Origin of the sequence: Marixanthomonas sp. SCSIO 43207 (assembly GCF_019904255.1) — a bacterium.
Lineage (GTDB): Bacteria > Bacteroidota > Bacteroidia > Flavobacteriales > Flavobacteriaceae > Marixanthomonas.
Genome location: NZ_CP063203.1, coordinates 550,531 through 570,012, shown reverse-complemented (window position 1 = coordinate 570,012; position 19,482 = coordinate 550,531). Strand labels below are relative to the sequence as shown.

Here is a 19,482-nt window from a genome sequence, read left to right as displayed (position 1 = left end):
ATTTGCAGCGAATTAGATAAGCAACTAGCTGAGGGGACAAAAAGTCCCCTCTTTTTATAGCTTAAATTTATGCGAGAAAAAGTTTTACAATTACTAGACAAAGCCCTTGAAGACAACCCTTCGTTGTTTTTAATTGACTTTACTATCACAGACGCCAATCAAATACGTATTACAATTGATGGTGATACGGGAGTTTCTGTAAATGATTGTATACAAATAAGTCGTGCCATTGAGCACAACCTAGACAGAGAAGAAGAAGATTTTTCTTTAGAGGTTATGTCTGCAGGCGTTTCACAACCTTTACAAGTTGCTCGCCAGTATAAAAAGAATATTGGCAGAAAATTACAGGTAAAAACAGAAGAGGGAGAGTCTATTGAAGGTGAATTGACCCAAGCCACAGATAATGAAGTTACCTTAAACTGGAAAACTCGTGAGCCTAAACCTGTAGGAAAAGGAAAACATACCGTAAAAAAAGAAGCGGTAGTACCTTATAACAATATTGTTGAAGCAAAAGTTATGATAACATTTAATTAAGATGACATGGAAAATTTAGCGTTAATCGATTCTTTTTCAGAATTTAAAGACGATAAACTCATTGACAGAGTAACGCTTATGGCGATACTGGAAGACGTTTTTAGAAACGCCTTAAAGAAGAAATACGGAAGTGATGATAATTTTGATATAATTATTAACCCCGATAAAGGAGACTTAGAGATTTGGCGTAACCGAATTGTAGTTGCAGATGGAGAAGTTGAAGATGAAAATGAAGAAATATCACTTTCTGAAGCACAAAAAATAGAACCCGATTTTGAAATAGGTGAAGATGTTTCTGAAGAAGTAAAATTAATAGATTTAGGTCGTCGTTCTATTTTAGCATTGCGTCAAAATTTAATTTCAAAAATACACGAACACGATAATACAAACATATACAAGCAATTTAAAGAACTAGAAGGTGATATTTACACAGCAGAAGTACATCATATACGTCACAGAGCTGTAATTTTACTTGATGATGAAGGAAATGAAATAATTTTGCCAAAAGACAAACAAATCCCGTCAGATTTCTTCCGAAAAGGAGATAATGTAAGAGGGGTTATTGAAAGTGTAGAGCTTAAAGGAAACAAGCCTACCATTATCATGTCTCGCGCAAGCCCAATATTTTTAGAAAAACTATTTGAACAAGAAATCCCCGAAGTATTTGATGGATTAATAAATGTTCAAAAAGTTGTAAGAATACCAGGTGAAAAAGCAAAAGTTGCCGTAGATTCGTACGATGATCGTATAGATCCTGTAGGTGCTTGTGTAGGTATGAAAGGTTCACGTATTCATGGTATTGTTCGTGAATTAGGTAATGAAAACATTGACGTAATAAATTACACAAACAACCTTAACTTGTTCATCACCCGTGCATTGAGTCCTGCAAAAGTGACATCAATCAAAATTGATGAAGAAAACAAACGTGCTGAGGTATTACTACGTCCAGAAGAAGTTTCAAAAGCAATAGGTCGCGGAGGCCACAACATTAGGTTGGCAGGTCAATTAACCGGTTATGAAATAGACGTATTGCGTGAAGGAGCAGAAGAAGACGTTGAATTACGTGAATTTTCAGATGAAATTGAAGAATGGATTATTGAAGAATTTCAGAAAATTGGTCTAGATACCGCAAAGAGCGTTCTTGAGCATGACATCTCAGATTTAATGAAAAGAACAGATCTAGAAGAAGAAACGGTTAAGCACGTTATAAATATTTTAAAAGAAGAATTTGAAGAGTAGTTGTAACTTTACCTACTTTTACACATATTTTTAAGACAAAAAAGGAGAAAGCATTTATATGGCTGAAGCAAAATCGAAAAGGCTAAACAAAGTATTACGCGAATTCAACATCTCGCTAGATCGTGCCGTAGAATTTTTAGGTTCTAAAGGATACGAGGTAGACGCACGTCCTACCACAAAGATTTCAGATGAAGAATACGAAGTGCTTTTTGAAGAATTTCAAACCGACAAAAGTAAGAAGATAGAATCCAAAGAAGTTGGTGAAGAAAAACGTAAAGAAAAAGAAGAACTTCGTCTAGAAAGAGAGCGTGAGCTAGAAGAAAAGCAGAAAAAAGAAGCCCAAAAAGTAGTAAAAGCTGAAGCCAAGCTCAATGGCCCTAAGCAAGTAGGGAAAATTGACCTAGATGCTGCCGGGAAGAAAAAAGCCAAAAAAGAAGAAGAGCCTGCTAAGCCTGTAAAGAAAGAAGAGAAAAAAGAGGAAGAAAAACCAGTAGAGAAAAAGCAAGAAAAAGCAGCTCCAAAACCTGAAAAGGAACAGCCAAAACCAGAATCCAAAAAAGAGGCTGAGAAGAAAGAAACTCCTAAAGCTGCTGAGGTTGAAAAACCAAAAGCTAAAAAAGAGGAAGAAAAACCCGAAGAAAAAGAAACTCCTAAAGAATCAAATTCAGTTCAAACCAATTATAAAAAATTGGATGGACCTAACTTTACAGGTGAAAAAATAGACTTGTCAAAGTTTAAAAAACCTGAAAAGAAGAAAAAAGAAAAGAAAGACGACGACAAAAAAGGAAAACGAAGCAAGAGACGTCGTATTAGCAAAAAAACTTCCAATAAAGGAAACTATAAAGACAACAGAGGTCGCGGAAAAGGAAGGTCTCACGCTCCAAAAGAAGAGCCTACCGAGGAAGAAATCCAAAAACAAGTACGCGAAACTCTTGAAAAACTTCAAGGTAAATCTTCAAAAGGTAAAGGAGCTAAATATCGTAGAGAAAAACGAGATAGTCACCGCCAAAAAACTGAGGAGGATTTAGCACAACAAGAAGCAGATAGCAAACTGCTTAAAGTTACAGAGTTTGTAACCGTAAGTGAAATGGCAACAATGATGAATGTGCCAGTTACCAAAATTATATCTGCGTGTATGTCGTTAGGTATGATGGTAACAATGAATCAACGTCTAGATGCAGAGACACTTACTATTGTAGCAGAAGAGTTTGGATATGATGTAGAGTTTGTTACTGCAGATATTGAAGAAAGCATTCAAGAAGAAGAAGATGCTCCAGAAGATTTAACATCAAGAGCTCCTATTGTAACCGTAATGGGTCACGTTGACCACGGTAAAACCTCGCTGTTAGACTACATTCGTAAAGAAAATGTAATCGCAGGAGAATCTGGAGGTATTACGCAACATATTGGTGCTTATGGTGTACAACTTGAAGACGGACAAAAAATAGCATTTTTAGATACACCTGGTCACGAGGCTTTTACAGCTATGCGTGCTAGAGGTGCTCAAGTAACAGACCTTGCTATTATTGTAATTGCAGCAGATGATGATATCATGCCGCAAACAAAAGAAGCAATTAGTCACGCTCAAGCAGCTGGAGTGCCTATTGTTTTTGCGATTAATAAAATTGATAGACCTACCGCAAACCCTGATAAAATTAAAGAAGGTTTAGCTAGTATGAATTTACTAGTTGAAGATTGGGGTGGTAAGATTCAATCACAAGATATTTCAGCAAAAACTGGAGAAGGTGTTTCAGATTTATTAGAAAAAGTTTTACTAGAAGCTGAAATATTAGAACTTAAAGCTAACCCTAATAAACTTGCAAACGGTACTGTTGTAGAAGCATATCTTGATAAAGGACGAGGGTATGTTTCAACTATACTTGTACAAGGAGGTACTTTAAAAGTAGGTGATTATGTATTGGCTGGTCAGCATAGTGGTAAAATTAAAGCTATGCAAGATGAGCGCGGTAATAATATTAAAGAAGCCGGGCCATCAACTCCTGTTTCAATCTTAGGACTGGATGGAGCGCCACAAGCGGGTGATAAGTTTAATGTGTTTGAAGATGAACGAGAAGCAAAAGATATTGCAAATAAGCGTACTCAATTGCAACGTGAACAATCTGTAAGAACACAGCGTCACATAACACTTGACGAAATAGGAAGACGTATTGCACTTGGAGAATTTAAAGAGCTTAATATTATTCTTAAAGGTGATGTGGATGGTTCTGTTGAAGCATTAACAGATTCATTCCAGAAACTCTCAACTGAAGAGATTCAAGTAAATATTATACATAAAGGTGTAGGTGCCATTACAGAAAGTGATGTGTTATTGGCTTCTGCTTCAGACGCTATTATAATCGGGTTTAACGTTCGTCCTATGGGTAACGCTAGACAAATAGCAGATAAGGAAGAAATCGATATTAGAACATACTCTATTATCTATGCTGCTATTAATGATCTTAAAGACGCTATGGAAGGTATGCTTTCTCCTGAAATGAAAGAGGAAGTTACTGGTAATGCCGAAATACGTGAAACGTTCAAGATATCTAAAGTTGGAACCATTGCAGGTTGTATGGTGACAAGTGGTAAAATTTACCGTAACTCAGGTATTCGTTTAATACGTGAAGGTGTTGTTGTTTACACCGGTGAATTAGCATCATTAAAACGATTTAAAGATGATGTTAAAGAAGTGTCTAAAGGGTACGATTGTGGTATGCAAGTTAAAAACTACAACGATATTAAAGAAGGTGATGTAATTGAAGCCTTCCAAGAAGTAGCAGTTAAGAAAAAGCTGTAAACTTTCAATATGTAAATAAAAAAAGGGAACTTAAACTAAGTTCCCTTTTTTTGTTGAATTATTGACTTATATTATTTTCTATTCTGAGGCTTTAAAATAAATGCCGAAGGAAATGATTTTTTAATTTCAATTAATGCTCTATCAGCTTCAATGCGCTCGTTAAAATTTCCTACCCATACTTTGTAATTAGGAGTTTCATATTCTATTGAAGCAGGCCACGATTCATAAGAGCCTTGATATTTTCTGATAATTGAATTTGCTTCTGTTAATTCACCATAATAAAGTTGAATGGTGTAGCCATTCGATAATTTATTTTCTTTTTCTAAATTCTTCTTTAAATTTAATAGCTGCGTGATTTTAGGATCTTGATCAATTGAAACTTTTCCTTGTTGGGCTATAGCCTCATTTGAAAAGAATAGTAATAAAGCGCTGACTATAAATATTTTGTAAATACTGTTTGTTTTCATATAATTGATAGTATAATGCAAATGTACTTTATAATAACATTAAAACAGCTATTAATATTATTTAGAACTAGTATAAATTAGTTGTTAACACTTTGTTTGGATTTCTAAAATCGACTTTATAATGTATTTTTGTGCCGTTATTTGTGGTGCGTTTATACACTAATTTTAGTAACTAATTACGTACCAAACTTATGGACAATAATTAACCGTCAATATGAAAAAGGTAAATTACCGAAATCTATCCTCATGTTTGTCACTACTTATGTTGGCTCTGTTGCTAACATTTTCAAATGCCGTTTCAGCACAAGATCAACCTGCAGAATCTGAAGCATCAGCAGAAGCTGCGGCGACAGATAATGCCAATGGTGATGTGGCTGCTGGAGAAACGCTTTTTAAATCAAATTGTGCTGCGTGTCACAAACTAGACCGTAAATCTACTGGCCCTGCTCTTCGTGGAGTTGCCGATAAATATGACCGTGATTGGTTGTATAAATGGATTAAAGACAGTCAAGCTTTAATTAAATCTGGTGACCCGATAGCTGTAAGTTTATTTGAAGAGTATAATAATTCTGTAATGACTGCATTTCCGCAGTTAAGCAATACAGATATTGATAATATTTTGGCTTATACCAGTCAGCCTAAACCTGAGCCAACTGTTGTTCAAGGACAGGGCGGTGGTGAAGGTACGGGTAATGTTGACGGTGTTTCAAACAATATCGTGCTTGGTGCACTAGCCTTAGTGTTCTTGTTGCTTGTAGTAATGTTGTTCTTGGTAACAAACACCCTTAAAAAGATTGCTGCTGCAAATGGTGTTGAGTATTCTGAAAAAGAACCACGCACTCCTATTTGGAAAGCTTTTGTTCAAAACCAATTCTTAGTGTTGGTAACTTCTGTTTGCTTGTTGTTGGCAGCCGGATATTTTATGTACGGTTTCTTAATGCAAGTAGGGGTAGATCAAGGATATGCTCCTGTTCAGCCAATCCACTTTTCACACAAAATTCACGCAGGTGATAATCAAGTTGATTGTAATTTCTGTCACTCTTCAGCAAGAAAGAGTAAGCATTCAGGAATACCTTCTTTAAATGTGTGTATGAATTGTCATAAGAATATTGCCGAAGTGGCGCCAGAAACAGCTACTGAAGAATACTCTAAAGAATTTTACGACGCTGAAATTCAAAAGTTATACGATGCAGTTGGTTGGGATGTAAACGAGCAAGCTTACACAGGTGAAGAAAAACCTGTTAAATGGGTGCGTATTCATAACTTACCAGACTTTGCGTATTTCAACCACTCACAGCACGTAACAGTTGCAGGAGTTGCTTGTCAAGAATGTCACGGTCCTGTAGAAGAAATGGAGATAATGCGTCAGCACTCGCCGTTAACAATGGGTTGGTGTATCAACTGTCACCGTGAAACCAATGTGAAAATGGAAGGTAATGAGTATTATGAAAAGATTCATGAAGAGCTTTCAAAAAAATATGGTGTAGAACGTTTGACAGCTGCTCAAATGGGCGGACTTGAATGCGGTAAGTGTCACTATTAAAATTAAAAATGATTAAAAGAGATCGTTTGTTATTGAATAAACGATTGTTAAATTAAATATCTATAAATGGCATCAAACAAGAAATACTGGAAAAGTGTTGAAGAGCTAGATGAAAACAGCTCTGTTGTTAAGACGTTGCAAGAAAATGAATTTGTAGAAGAGATTCCTACAGATGACTTTTTAGGCAATAAAGAATCGCTAGAAGCTTCTTCAACAACACGTCGTGATTTCTTAAAGTACGTTGGTTTCACTACAGCAGCAGCTTCGCTTGCGGCTTGTGAGGGACCGGTGGTAAAATCAATACCTTATGTGGTTGCGCCAGATGAAATTGTACCTGGTGAGGCAAACTATTATGCAACAACGGTTGCAGACGGTTTTGATTTTGCAAATGTACTCGTGAAAACAAGAGAAGGTCGTCCAATTAAGATAGAGTCTAATAACTTGTCAAAACATTCTGACGCAAACGCTCGTGTACATGCTTCTGTGTTATCGTTGTACGATAACAATCGTTTAAAAGCTCCACTAGTTGATGGGAAAGAAGTTTCTTGGAGTGATTTTGATGCAGCGATGGCAAATAAAATGAATGAAATGGGTGGTAAGGATATCGTTATGCTTACTCAAACATTTGCTAGTCCATCAACTTCAAAACTTATAAAAGAATTCACGGCTAAGTATCCAAACGTTCGTCACGTAGTATATGATACTGTTTCATCTTCTGAAGCATTGGATGCATTTCAAGCCAAATTTGGAACACGCGCATTGGCAGATTACGATTTTTCAAAAGCTGAAGTAATCGTTTCTGTAGGAGCAGATTTTATAGCCGATTGGCAAGGTGGAGGATATGAAAGTGGGTATGCAAAAGGACGTGTGCCTAAAGAAGGTAAGATGTCTCGTCATATTCAGTTTGAATCAAATATGAGTCTTTCTGGTGCAAACGCAGATAAGCGTGTGCCGGTAACACCATCACAACAATTAGAAGTGCTTAAGGCGTTAACTGGCGGAAGTACATCTGGCTTGCCAGAACGTATTGCAGATGCTGTTTCAAAAGCAAAAGCACAATTAGATAAAGCAGGTAGTAAAGGTGTGCTAGTAACGGGATTACCTAATACTGCTGCTCAAAGACTAGTTTTAGATTATAATGAATCAAAAGGAAGTGTAGTAATGGATACTGCAAAGCCAAAAATGATTCGCAAAGGAAACACTACTGAGGTAAAACGAGTATTAGATGGAGTTGTTTCAGGAAGTGTAAAAGGGTTGATTACAGTTGGTGTAGATCCGGTTTACTCGTTCCCTAATAATAAGGCGTTTAAAGAAGCATATCAAAAACTAGATATGAGTCTCGCATTTTCTATGAAAGAAGATGCTACAGCGTCACTAGCACAAATGGTTGCAGCAACACCACACTATTTAGAATCTTGGGGTGATGTGCAAATAAAGAAAGGAAGTTTCAGTTTAATGCAACCAACAATTCGTCCATTATTTAATACAAGACAATTTCAAGATAGCTTGTTAAAATGGACTGGAAATTCAAAAAACTATTACGATTATATAAAAGAAACTTGGAATACCTCAATTTTAGCAGGTGGTTCTTGGAACGAAGCTCTTCATGATGGTTTTGTAGAGAGTGATGTTGAAGTTTCAATGGAGGATGCTACAGCAAATGAAGCAGACTTAACACTAGAAAGTAGCACAAGCAATGGTGCGTTATCTACATCTACTCAAAACAACGGTGGATTTGAATTAACGCTTTATACAAAAACTGCGTTAGGTGATGGTCAACAAGCCAACAACCCTTGGTTACAAGAAATGCCAGATCCTATTACACGTACTTCTTGGGATAACTATTTGACTATTTCGGCTGCCGATGCAAAAGAGCTTGGTGTAGAAAATGAAAACGTAGCAAACGGAGCCTTAAATGGTGGTTACGTAAATGTGAAGTTAGATGATGTAGTGGTTAAAAAAGTTCCTGTACTTGTTCAACCTGGTCAAGCTAAAGGCTCTGTAGGTTTGGCATTTGGGTATGGTAAAACAAATGCCATTCAAAAAGAAATGCAAACAGGTGTAAATGCTTTCCCTTTATATAAAGATTTTTCTTCGGTACAAAATGTTACTCTGGAAAAAGTAGGAGGTGTTCACGAGTTCGCTTGTGTTCAGTTGCATAATACTATGATGGGTCGTGATATTATTCGCGAAACTACATTAGAAATTTTTAACACTAAAGATGTTCATGAATGGAATGCCGTTCCTGAAGTTTCTAAAGATCATCAAGAAATACCGGTAACATCACCAGATGCAGATTTATGGGAAGGGTTTGACCGTTCAGTAGGTCACCACTTTAATCTATCTATAGATTTGAATGCCTGTACAGGTTGTGGGGCTTGTGTAATAGCTTGTCACGCCGAAAACAATGTGCCTGTAGTAGGTAAATCTGAAGTGAGAAGAAGTCGTGATATGCACTGGTTGCGTATTGATAGATATTATTCAGCTGAAGAATCTTTTGAAGTAGATCAAGATAAAAAAGAAGGATTCTCAGGATTATTTGGAGACAATGGTTCATTAGGAGGTTTTGGAGAATTAGAAGATCCTTCTGCAAACCCACAAGTAGCTTTTCAACCGGTTATGTGTCAACACTGTAACCACGCTCCTTGTGAAACTGTTTGTCCTGTTGCTGCAACATCACACGGAAGACAAGGTCAAAACCATATGGCGTATAACCGTTGTGTAGGTACAAGATATTGTGCAAACAACTGTCCTTATAAAGTACGTCGTTTTAACTGGTTCTTGTACAATGAAAATGATGAGTTTGATTATCATATGAACAACGATCTTGGTCGTATGGTGTTAAATCCAGACGTAGTTGTGCGTTCACGAGGTGTGATGGAGAAATGTTCTATGTGTATTCAAATGACACAAAAAACAATTTTGGATGCTAAGCGTGAGGGACGTCCTGTTAAAGATGTTGAATTTCAAACAGCTTGTTCTGCAGCTTGTGGAACTGGAGCAATGGTATTTGGAGATATCAATGATCATGACAGTGAAGTATACAAAGAGAAAAAAGATAAAAGAATGTATCACTTATTAGAGTATGTAGGAACCGAACCAAACGTGTTCTACAAAACGAAAATAAGAAATACACAAGAAGTATAAACTAACTAAGAAACAAGTAGTAAAGATATGGCGTCGCATTACGAAGCACCTATTAGAAGACCCTTAGTTGTAGGAGATAAAAACTACCACGATGTAACTGTGGATGTTGCAGCTCCTGTAGAAGGAAAAGCCAATAAGTCTTGGTGGATTGTTTTTACAATTTCCTTAATAGCCTTTTTATGGGGATTAGGGTGTATAATTTATACAGTCTCTACCGGTATTGGTGTATGGGGATTAAATAAAACAGTAGGCTGGGCCTGGGATATTACCAACTTCGTTTGGTGGGTAGGTATTGGTCACGCAGGAACACTTATTTCTGCAGTACTCTTATTATTCCGTCAAAAATGGAGAATGGCAATTAACCGTTCTGCAGAGGCAATGACAATTTTCTCGGTTATCCAAGCAGGACTTTTCCCTATTATTCACATGGGACGTCCATGGTTAGGTTACTGGGTGTTGCCTATACCAAACCAATTTGGTTCGTTATGGGTAAACTTTAATTCACCGTTACTTTGGGATGTATTTGCAATTTCAACATATTTATCTGTATCTCTTGTATTCTGGTGGACAGGTTTGTTGCCCGACTTTGCGATGATTCGTGACAGAGCAATTACACCTTTCACAAAGAAAATTTACGGGATTTTATCCTTTGGATGGAGTGGTCGTGCAAAAGATTGGCAACGATTTGAAGAAGTTTCATTAGTATTAGCAGGATTAGCGACACCACTTGTACTTTCGGTACACACCATTGTATCGTTTGACTTTGCTACATCGGTAATACCAGGATGGCATACCACTATTTTCCCACCGTATTTCGTTGCAGGTGCAATTTTCTCAGGATTTGCCATGGTAAATACGCTGCTTATTATTATGCGTAAAGTATCTAATCTTGAAAATTATATTACCATTCAGCATATTGAATTAATGAACATTGTAATTATGATTACAGGTTCTATTGTTGGGGTGGCTTATATTACGGAATTGTTTATTGCTTGGTATTCTGGTGTAGAATACGAACAATACGCATTCTTAAACCGTGCAACCGGACCTTACTGGTGGGCATATTGGGCAATGATGACGTGTAACGTGTTTTCTCCACAATTTATGTGGTTCAAAAAATTACGTACCAGCATTATGTTCTCGTTTATAATTTCGATTGTGGTGAACATTGGTATGTGGTTTGAGCGTTTTGTGATTATTGTAACCTCACTTCACAGAGATTATCTGCCGTCATCTTGGACTATGTTTCAACCAACATTTGTCGATATAGGAATATTTATTGGTACCATAGGTTTCTTCTTTGTACTATTTTTACTCTATGCAAGAACATTCCCGGTAATAGCACAAGCCGAAGTAAAATCAATTTTAAAATCTTCTGGTGAAAAATATAAAAAGTTAAGAGCTGAGCATGGTGATGATGTAAAACATTATGATGCTGCTGTAGCACCTGCTGCCAATAATGAGTATTTAAAAAGTACTGAAGAAACAGGAACAGATACTGTACACTCTGGTCAGATTGCAGAAAATGAAGTAGAACGTGAGAAAATAGAAGATCTTCTAGACGGTATAGGTCGCTTTAATCCTGAAACAGAAACTCAAGATGATCTGAAAAAGATAAGTGGAGTTGGTCCTGTTATGGAACAAAAGTTACATCAAATAGGTATATATACTTTTGATCAAGTAAGTAAAATGACTGATAGAGAGTACGACCTTCTTGATACTATTATAGACGAATTTCCTGGAAGAGCAAAACGTGATGACTGGGCAGGCCAGGCAACAAAACTTAAAAACAATTAGTAAGATGGCATCGAAAACAATTCACGCTATTTACAACGATGACGACCTCTTAATGCAAGCTGTTAAGCAGGTACGTGCAGAACATTATCACATTGAAGAGGTGTATACCCCATTTCCGGTTCACGGACTTGATAAAGTTATGGGGTTAGCTCCTACAAGGTTAGCTATAACATCATTTATGTATGGATTGGTAGGTCTTTCAGTGGCAATTTTAATGATGAATTTTATAATGATTGAAGATTGGCCGCAAAACATTGGAGGAAAACCAAGCTTCAGCTTTATTGAAAACATGCCAGCCTTTGTGCCAATTATGTTTGAGCTTACAGTTTTCTTTGCAGCACACTTAATGGTTATTACTTTTTATATGAGAAGTAAATTATGGCCATTTAAAAAAGCTGAAAATCCAGATGTAAGAACAACAGATGATCATTTCTTAATGGCAATCGACGCAGGAAAACACGATGTAAAAAAACTTACTAAGTTTTTATATGATACAGGAGCCATGGAGATTAGTTTAATTGAAAATGAAGAAGACCATTAATATGAAAAAAAGTCTAAACATAGCCATAGCATTTGTAGCTGTATTCAGTTTGGTTTCTTGCTTTGATGAAAACAAACCCAACTATCAGTTTATGCCAAATATGTATGAACCAGTAGGGTATGAAACATATGGTGAATATGATGTTTTTGAAAACGGACAAGAAGCAAAACTTCCTGTGGAAGGATCAATTCCAAGAGGATGGGCTCCTTACGATTATGAAAACTCTAATGAGGGATTAAACCTTGCCAAAACTGAATTGAAAAATCCGCTTGATATCACCGAAGATAATATTTCAGAAGGAGAACAACTTTATACTATTTATTGTGCCGTTTGTCACGGTGATAAAGGAGATGGAAAAGGTATCTTGGCAGAAAGAGAAAAGTTTCTAGGTATTCCAAGTTATGCAGATCCGGGAAGAGAAATTACAATGGGTGGTATTTATCACGTTCAAATGTATGGATTAAACGCTATGGGCTCATATGCATCACAAACAAATGAAAAAGAACGCTGGCAAATTGCAATGCATGTGATGGACTTAAAAGCTGCATTAAACGGAGAGCCTTCATTGTTAGAAACTGCCGGTTCAAAAACTGCAGATTCAACCAATGTAGAAAGTTCTTCTGTAAATAACACAGATCAAACAAACGCTGAAGGAGCATCAAACACTTCAGAAATAGAAAGTAACTAAAGAATAAAGAGAATAGATAGTTATGTATACGCTACCAAGTAAATTAAAACTGTTTGCAATTATTTTTATGGTTGTTGGAGCCATAGGGATAGTGTCTGGTTTCCTTACTGCTCCCTCAACTACAGCCGAGGTTAAAGAAATGATGGCAGGTCACGGAGATGGTCATGGATCAGATCACTCTGCAGCTGAAGAGACTCACGTAAATGATAATCACGGTGCAGAAAAAGCCCACGCAAGTGAGCAAGGTGAGAATGCACACGATAGTGAAGAAGCTCATCTAGAACATATTTTACACCAGATGCAAAACAGACCTTGGTCTGCTCTCTACATTGCTTGTTTATTCTTTTTGTTTATAGCATTAGGTACCTTAGCTTTTTACGGTATTCAATACGCAGCACAGGCTGGATGGTCTCCCGTGTTGTTTAGAGTTATGGAAGGTATTACGGCATATTTGCCCGTAGCCTCAGTGATAATGTTTGTTTTATTATTGATATCAGCATTTCATGTAAATCACATATTTCACTGGATGGATCCTGAATTGGTAAACCCTGAAAGTTCTCATTATGATAAATTAATAGCAGGTAAAAGCGCATGGTTAAATGTTCCTTTCTTCTTAATACGAGCAGCTATATTCTTAATAGGATGGAACTTATACAGATATTTTTCTAGGAAATATTCACTTAAACAAGACGATGCAGATGACAATAGATGGTTCAAAAAGAACTTTAAGATGGCTGCAGGTTTCTTAGTGTTTTTTATAGTAACCGAGTCTATGATGTCTTGGGACTGGATTATGAGTTTTGATCCACACTGGTTTAGTACTTTATTTGGATGGTACGTTTTTGCTGGTATGATGGTTTCAGCCATTACAGTTATAGCAATGGTAACTATTGTGTTGAAAAAACAAGGATACTTGGAATTTGTAAACGACAGTCATATCCATGATTTGGCAAAATTTATGTTTGGCTTTAGTATATTCTGGACATATTTATGGTTCTCTCAGTTTATGCTTATTTGGTATGCAAACATTCCAGAAGAAGTAACTTACTTTGTAACACGTATTGAAGACTATAAGTTGCCATTTTTCGGAATGCTTGTGACAAACTTCATTTTCCCATTGTTGTTATTAATGAACAGTGATTATAAACGTGTAAACTGGTTTGTAGTATTAACAGGAATTGTAATATTAGTAGGCCAGTATATAAACTTATTTGTTATGGTAATGCCAGGTACAGTAGGAGCATCTTGGTTTATTGGCTTACCAGAAATAGGATCGATATTGTTTTTCTTTGGCTTATTTGTGTTTGTTGTGTTTACTGCATTAACAAAAGCACCATTATTAGCTAAACGAAATCCGTTTATGAAAGAAAGTAAACATTATCATTATTAATTAATTGAATAGAGACAGATAACGATGACCGCATTTTTAGTTGTATTAGTAATTATTCTTTTTGGAGTTGCTGTTTGGCAAATGACCAAGATATTTGAAATGTCAAATACCAAACAGACAGATACTGGAGAAATAGCATCAGATAAAGACAATAAAATTAATGGTTACCTTATGGTAATGTTCCTTGTCTTCCTATACGTTTTAGCAATCGTATGTTTTTGGAAGTGGGGAGATGTTCTTCTGCCAGAATCTGCATCAGAGCACGGATCTCAAACCGACAATCTAATGTTAATATCAATGATTATAATTTTCTTCGTTGGTATACTTACACATTGGTTGCTTCTTACCTTCGCTTTTAAATATAGAGGCGAAAAAGGTAAAAAAGCTGTTTTCTATGCAGACAATGACAAACTTGAATTTATTTGGACCATTATTCCTGTAATTGTTCTAGCAGGTCTTATTATTTACGGTCTCTTTACGTGGACAGATATTATGAATGTAAGTGAAGAGGATGATCCATTAGTTGTAGAACTGTACGCTTATCAATTTGATTGGAGAGCTCGTTACGCTGGAGAAGATAATACCCTAGGAGAAGCAAATGTACGTTTAATTGAAGGAGTTAATCAATTAGGGGTAGATGCTTCAGATCCTAACGCTCAAGACGATAAAGTTGTGAATGAATTACACCTTCCGGTAGGAAGAAAAGTATTATTTAAGATGCGTTCACAAGATGTTTTGCACTCAGCATATATGCCACACTTTAGAGCACAAATGAACTGTGTTCCTGGTATGGTAACACAATTTGCTTTTACGCCAACAATTACAACTGAAGAAATGAGGCAAAAAGATGATGTTGTTGAAAAAGTAAGACACATTAACGAGTTAAGAAGACAAAATAGTAAAGAGCTTGCGGCAAAAGGTGAAGCTCCTTTAGATCCATATGAATTTGATTACCTATTACTATGTAACAAAATTTGTGGAATAAGTCACTATAATATGCAGATGAAGATTATAGTAGAGTCACAAGAAGATTATGAGGCATGGTTGGCAGAACAACCAGATATGGCCGAAGTTTTAAAAGAACAATAAAATTATAGCATAAAAGATATGTCAGCACACGCAGAAGATTTAGCAGTAGATCACCACGATGATCACGGACATCATCACAAACAGACATTTATAACTAAATATATATTTAGTACAGACCATAAAATGATCTCAAAACAATACCTAATCACTGGTATTTTTATGGGGATTATAGGTATTTTAATGTCTATTCTATTCAGAATGCAAATTGCATGGCCAGAAGAACCTTTTACAATATTTGAAATATTTTTAGGTAAATGGGCAGAAGGCGGTGTGATGGACCCAAGTGTTTATTTAGCACTTGTTACCATTCACGGTACCATTATGGTTTTCTTTGTGTTAACAGCAGGATTAAGTGGTACATTTAGTAACTTATTGATACCATTACAAATTGGAGCACGAGATATGGCATCTGGTTTTCTTAATATGGTGTCTTACTGGTTGTTCTTCACTTCTAGTGTAATAATGGTGTTGTCTCTATTTGTTGAGGCAGGACCTGCTTCAGCTGGATGGACAATATATCCTCCATTAAGTGCATTACCACAAGCTATACCGGGATCTGGTGCTGGAATGACATTGTGGTTAGTATCACTCGCTATCTTTATTGCATCCTCTTTATTAGGGTCATTAAATTATATTGTAACAACATTAAACCTTCGTACTAAAGGAATGTCTATGACGCGCCTTCCTTTAACAATATGGGCATTTTTTGTAACAGCAATTATTGGTGTTGTTTCATTCCCGGTTTTATTATCGGCAGCTTTGATGCTTATAATGGATAGAAGTTTCGGAACGTCATTTTTCTTATCAGATATTTATATAGCTGGAGAAGTGCTTCACAACCAAGGCGGATCACCTGTATTGTTTGAACACCTTTTCTGGTTTTTAGGTCACCCTGAAGTATATATTGTAATACTTCCAGCGATGGGTATTGTTTCAGAAGTAATGTCTACTAATTCTCGTAAACCTATTTTCGGTTATCGAGCGATGGTAGCTTCTATCTTGGCAATTGCATTCCTTTCAACTATTGTATGGGGTCACCATATGTTCGTTTCAGGGATGAATCCATTCTTAGGTTCGGTATTTACCTTTACAACCTTATTGATCGCAATACCTTCAGCTGTAAAAGCATTTAACTGGATAACCACAATATGGAAAGGTAACCTCCAAATGAACACGGCAATGTTATTTAGTATTGCTTTTGTGTCAACATTTATAACAGGAGGATTAACGGGTATTATACTTGGTGATAGTGCACTTGATATTAATGTACACGATACATACTTTGTTATTGCTCACTTCCACTTAGTTATGGGTATCTCTGCTGTATATGGTTTATTGGCAGGTGTATATCATTGGTTCCCTAAAATGTTTGAAGGTCGCTTGATGAGCAAAAACTTAGGTTATGTTCATTTTTGGATTACGGCAATTGGAGCGTATGGGGTTTTCTTCCCAATGCACTTTGTTGGAATGGCGGGATTACCTAGACGTTATTATACCAATACAAATTTCCCATACTTTGATGACTTAGCAGATATTAATGTTGTAATTACAATTTTTGCAATTATTACCGCTGCAGCTCAAGTAGTTTTCTTATATAACTTTTTCTACTCTATTTTCTACGGAAAAAAAGGTTCAAAAAACCCTTGGAATGCTACAACTTTAGAATGGACAACAGAATTAAAACACATACACGGAAACTGGGATGGTCCTATTCCACACGTTTATCGTTGGGCATATGACTATAGTAAATTAAACAAGGATGAAACAGATTATGTAATTCCTGGACAAGATTTTATACCTCAAAATGTTCCGTTGAGAGATAATGAGGAAGAGTTGAACCACTAACTTTTCTACATAAAATTTAAAAAGCCTTTCAAATTTGAAAGGCTTTTTAAATTTTAGGCATTAATTTACGTATTATTACGTATTGACTTCTTTTCTCTTTATTACTATATTTGATGTATCAACGATTAGGGACAAAGTGTGGGGACTTTGTAACTGTAAAAGCCGTACTTTCTGAGTGCGGCTTTTATATTTTTTACAAAATATACCCAAAATTGGGTATTGGAAGCAATCTCTAAAACATTCTATTTTTAAAGATTTGAATTAGTAAAATGGGGAGTTTACTGATTTTATATAACCGCACTTTTTGAGGAGGAGTGCGGTTTTCTTTTTTAAAGCTTTTCTTCAAGGAGGTATTTTATTTTTCTATGATAACACTTTGTATATTTGTTTTATGAACGAACATCTGGATCCCACAGGAGAAAATCTATCTCCGCAAGAAGTAGATTTAGAAAAAAAACTACGTCCACTCACATTTGATGATTTTACAGGGCAAGATCAAGCTTTGGAAAACCTTCAGGTATTTGTAAAGGCAGCTAATTATAGAGACGAGGCATTAGATCATACCTTGTTTCATGGACCTCCTGGTCTGGGTAAAACTACTCTTGCTCACATTCTAGCAAATGAATTACAAGTAGGAATAAAAGTAACTTCAGGTCCTGTTTTAGATAAGCCTGGAGATTTAGCCGGATTGCTTACCAATCTTGAAGATAGAGATGTTTTATTCATTGATGAGATTCATCGTTTAAGTCCTATTGTTGAAGAATATTTATATTCTGCAATGGAGGATTATAAAATTGATATTATGATTGAAACCGGACCCAATGCGCGTACGGTTCAAATAAATTTAAACCCATTCACATTAATTGGAGCAACCACTCGTTCTGGGTTATTAACAGCTCCTATGCGAGCACGATTTGGTATTTCCTCTAGATTGCAATATTACACCACCGAATTATTAACCGAAATTGTCCAGCGAAGTGCAGGTATATTAAACGTCCCAATTTCTATGGAAGCAGCTATTGAAATTGCCGGTAGAAGTAGAGGAACCCCACGTATTGCCAACGCACTTTTGCGAAGAGTTCGTGATTTTGCACAAATAAAAGGGAATGGTAAAATTGATATCAAGATTTCAAAATTTGCATTAAAAGCATTAAATGTTGATGCTTTTGGGTTGGACGAAATGGATAATAAAATTTTAACCACACTAATTGATAAATTTAAAGGAGGCCCCGTAGGGATTACCACCATTGCAACAGCAGTTTCAGAAAGCCCAGAAACAATTGAAGAAGTTTATGAACCCTTTTTAATTCAGCAAGGATTTATAGTACGAACACCTCGCGGAAGAGAAGTTACAGCAGCAGCCTATAAACACTTAGGTAAAACTAAAAATGGAACGCAAGGAGGCTTGTTTTGAGTCTTAAAAGCAAACACACTCAATTTATAAAAACCGAAGCCAAACGCCTCGGTTTTCTTTCCTGTGGTATAAGCAAAGCACAATTTCTTGAAGAAGAAGCACCTCGTCTTGAAAACTGGCTTACTCAAAATATGCATGGAGAGATGCGTTATATGGAAAACCATTTTGATAAACGATTAGACCCAACTAAGCTAGTACCAGATTCTAAAAGTGTGATTTCATTGTTGCTTAACTACTTTCCTTCAGAAACACAAAATGAAAACTCTTATAAAATATCAAAATATGCCTACGGAAGAGATTATCATTTCGTGATTAAAGATAAATTAAAGCAACTTTTAAATTCTATTCAAGAAGAAATAGGGGCAGTTCACGGTCGCGCATTTGTAGACTCAGCACCGGTTTTGGATAAAGCTTGGGCGGCCAAAAGTGGTTTAGGTTGGATAGGAAAACACAGCAACCTATTAACCAAACAAACAGGCTCTTTTTATTTTATTGCAGAACTAATTGTTGATTTAGATTTGGAATATGACACACCCGTAACCGATCACTGTGGAAGTTGCACTGCTTGCATTGATGCATGCCCTACACAAGCCATAGTAGACCCTTATGTGGTAGATGGCAGCAAGTGTATCTCATACTTAACAATTGAACTTAAAAATGAAATTCCTTCAGAGTTTACAAACCAAATGGATGATTGGATGTTTGGTTGTGATGTTTGTCAAGATGTTTGCCCTTGGAATCGCTTCAGTAAACCACATAATCAACCGCTTTTTAATCCACATCCTGAATTATTACAAAACTCTAAAGAAGATTGGGAAGAAATTACCAAAGAAGTTTTTAATGAAATTTTCAGGAAAAGTGCTGTAAAACGTACAAAGTATGAAGGCTTAAAGAGAAACATTCAATTTCTGAAATAATACTACGTTTCCTCAAAAAATATGCTTTAAAATTTCTTCATTCCACATACTCGGCTAACTTTGTATGTCAACCA

General features: G+C 36.1%; 14 protein-coding genes. 13 read left to right on the top strand and 1 reads right to left on the bottom strand.

Features of this window, described 5'->3' with window-relative positions; all coding sequences use genetic code 11:
- Nucleotides 1–69 precede the first annotated feature (69 nt).
- From rimP to infB, 3 genes are read left to right on the top strand one after another with little or no spacing between them, the layout of a single operon-like run.
- A complete protein-coding gene (rimP, locus tag INR76_RS02675; protein ID WP_223109122.1) occupies nucleotides 70–534 on the top strand; it encodes a ribosome assembly cofactor RimP in 465 nt (154 codons plus the stop codon).
- A gap of 6 nt (nucleotides 535–540) precedes the next feature.
- A complete protein-coding gene (gene nusA / locus INR76_RS02670; protein ID WP_223109121.1) occupies nucleotides 541–1,773 on the top strand; it encodes a transcription termination factor NusA in 1,233 nt (410 codons plus the stop codon).
- Between the two features lie 58 nt (nucleotides 1,774–1,831).
- Nucleotides 1,832–4,570 (top strand): translation initiation factor IF-2, encoded by a 2,739-nt coding sequence (gene infB / locus INR76_RS02665; protein WP_223109120.1) that lies wholly within the window; start codon nucleotides 1,832–1,834, stop codon nucleotides 4,568–4,570.
- A gap of 71 nt (nucleotides 4,571–4,641) precedes the next feature.
- On the opposite strand, the gene INR76_RS02660 is transcribed toward infB, so the two are convergent.
- Nucleotides 4,642–5,037 (bottom strand): SPOR domain-containing protein, encoded by a 396-nt coding sequence (locus INR76_RS02660; RefSeq protein WP_223109119.1) that lies wholly within the window; start codon nucleotides 5,035–5,037, stop codon nucleotides 4,642–4,644.
- A gap of 214 nt (nucleotides 5,038–5,251) precedes the next feature.
- Here INR76_RS02660 and INR76_RS02655 point away from each other — a divergent pair, with 214 nt between their 5' ends.
- From INR76_RS02655 to queG, 10 genes are all read left to right on the top strand, one after another.
- Nucleotides 5,252–6,580, top strand: coding sequence for a c-type cytochrome (locus tag INR76_RS02655; RefSeq protein WP_223109118.1), 1,329 nt, complete (start codon nucleotides 5,252–5,254; stop codon nucleotides 6,578–6,580).
- A 66-nt stretch (nucleotides 6,581–6,646) separates the two neighbouring features.
- Nucleotides 6,647–9,727, top strand: coding sequence for a TAT-variant-translocated molybdopterin oxidoreductase (locus tag INR76_RS02650; protein ID WP_223109117.1), 3,081 nt, complete (start codon nucleotides 6,647–6,649; stop codon nucleotides 9,725–9,727).
- Nucleotides 9,728–9,754: 27 nt separating this feature from the next.
- A complete protein-coding gene (gene nrfD / locus INR76_RS02645; RefSeq protein ID WP_223109116.1) occupies nucleotides 9,755–11,524 on the top strand; it encodes an NrfD/PsrC family molybdoenzyme membrane anchor subunit in 1,770 nt (589 codons plus the stop codon).
- A 4-nt stretch (nucleotides 11,525–11,528) separates the two neighbouring features.
- Nucleotides 11,529–12,065: a DUF3341 domain-containing protein gene (locus INR76_RS02640; RefSeq protein ID WP_223109115.1), complete on the top strand. Its 537-nt coding sequence runs from the start codon at nucleotides 11,529–11,531 to the stop codon at nucleotides 12,063–12,065.
- A 1-nt stretch (nucleotide 12,066) separates the two neighbouring features.
- A complete protein-coding gene (locus INR76_RS02635) occupies nucleotides 12,067–12,753 on the top strand; it encodes a cytochrome c (protein WP_255592758.1) in 687 nt (228 codons plus the stop codon).
- Between the two features lie 22 nt (nucleotides 12,754–12,775).
- Nucleotides 12,776–14,143, top strand: a complete 1,368-nt coding sequence (locus INR76_RS02630; protein ID WP_223109113.1) for a quinol:cytochrome C oxidoreductase — start codon at nucleotides 12,776–12,778, stop codon at nucleotides 14,141–14,143.
- Between the two features lie 24 nt (nucleotides 14,144–14,167).
- On the top strand, nucleotides 14,168–15,232 hold the full coding sequence (locus INR76_RS02625; protein WP_223109112.1) for a cytochrome c oxidase subunit II: 1,065 nt from the start codon (nucleotides 14,168–14,170) through the stop codon (nucleotides 15,230–15,232).
- Between the two features lie 18 nt (nucleotides 15,233–15,250).
- Nucleotides 15,251–17,077 carry a cbb3-type cytochrome c oxidase subunit I gene (locus tag INR76_RS02620; protein ID WP_223109111.1) on the top strand — a complete coding sequence of 609 codons (1,827 nt, stop codon included), beginning with the start codon at nucleotides 15,251–15,253 and terminating at the stop codon, nucleotides 17,075–17,077.
- A 391-nt stretch (nucleotides 17,078–17,468) separates the two neighbouring features.
- Nucleotides 17,469–18,491, top strand: coding sequence for a Holliday junction branch migration DNA helicase RuvB (gene ruvB / locus INR76_RS02615; protein WP_223109110.1), 1,023 nt, complete (start codon nucleotides 17,469–17,471; stop codon nucleotides 18,489–18,491).
- Nucleotides 18,488–19,408 carry a tRNA epoxyqueuosine(34) reductase QueG gene (gene queG, locus INR76_RS02610; protein ID WP_223109109.1) on the top strand — a complete coding sequence of 307 codons (921 nt, stop codon included), beginning with the start codon at nucleotides 18,488–18,490 and terminating at the stop codon, nucleotides 19,406–19,408. Before ruvB ends, queG begins: the two co-directional genes overlap by 4 nt.
- The last annotated feature ends 74 nt before the right edge of the window (nucleotides 19,409–19,482 follow it).

What these genes read in the sequence shown, in the direction of transcription:
- INR76_RS02655 (WP_223109118.1), top strand. Translation starts at nt 5,252, where the DNA reads ATGAAAAAGGTAAATTACCGAAATCTATCCTCATGTTTGTCACTACTT.
- nusA (WP_223109121.1), top strand. Translation starts at nt 541, where the DNA reads ATGGAAAATTTAGCGTTAATCGATTCTTTTTCAGAATTTAAAGACGAT.
- ruvB (WP_223109110.1), top strand. Translation starts at nt 17,469, where the DNA reads ATGAACGAACATCTGGATCCCACAGGAGAAAATCTATCTCCGCAAGAA.
- nrfD (WP_223109116.1), top strand. Translation starts at nt 9,755, where the DNA reads ATGGCGTCGCATTACGAAGCACCTATTAGAAGACCCTTAGTTGTAGGA.
- INR76_RS02640 (WP_223109115.1), top strand. Translation starts at nt 11,529, where the DNA reads ATGGCATCGAAAACAATTCACGCTATTTACAACGATGACGACCTCTTA.
- rimP (WP_223109122.1), top strand. Translation starts at nt 70, where the DNA reads ATGCGAGAAAAAGTTTTACAATTACTAGACAAAGCCCTTGAAGACAAC.
- INR76_RS02620 (WP_223109111.1), top strand. Translation starts at nt 15,251, where the DNA reads ATGTCAGCACACGCAGAAGATTTAGCAGTAGATCACCACGATGATCAC.
- INR76_RS02635 (WP_255592758.1), top strand. Translation starts at nt 12,067, where the DNA reads ATGAAAAAAAGTCTAAACATAGCCATAGCATTTGTAGCTGTATTCAGT.
- INR76_RS02625 (WP_223109112.1), top strand. Translation starts at nt 14,168, where the DNA reads ATGACCGCATTTTTAGTTGTATTAGTAATTATTCTTTTTGGAGTTGCT.
- INR76_RS02660 (WP_223109119.1), bottom strand. Translation starts at nt 5,037, where the DNA reads ATGAAAACAAACAGTATTTACAAAATATTTATAGTCAGCGCTTTATTA.
- infB (WP_223109120.1), top strand. Translation starts at nt 1,832, where the DNA reads ATGGCTGAAGCAAAATCGAAAAGGCTAAACAAAGTATTACGCGAATTC.
- INR76_RS02630 (WP_223109113.1), top strand. Translation starts at nt 12,776, where the DNA reads ATGTATACGCTACCAAGTAAATTAAAACTGTTTGCAATTATTTTTATG.
- INR76_RS02650 (WP_223109117.1), top strand. Translation starts at nt 6,647, where the DNA reads ATGGCATCAAACAAGAAATACTGGAAAAGTGTTGAAGAGCTAGATGAA.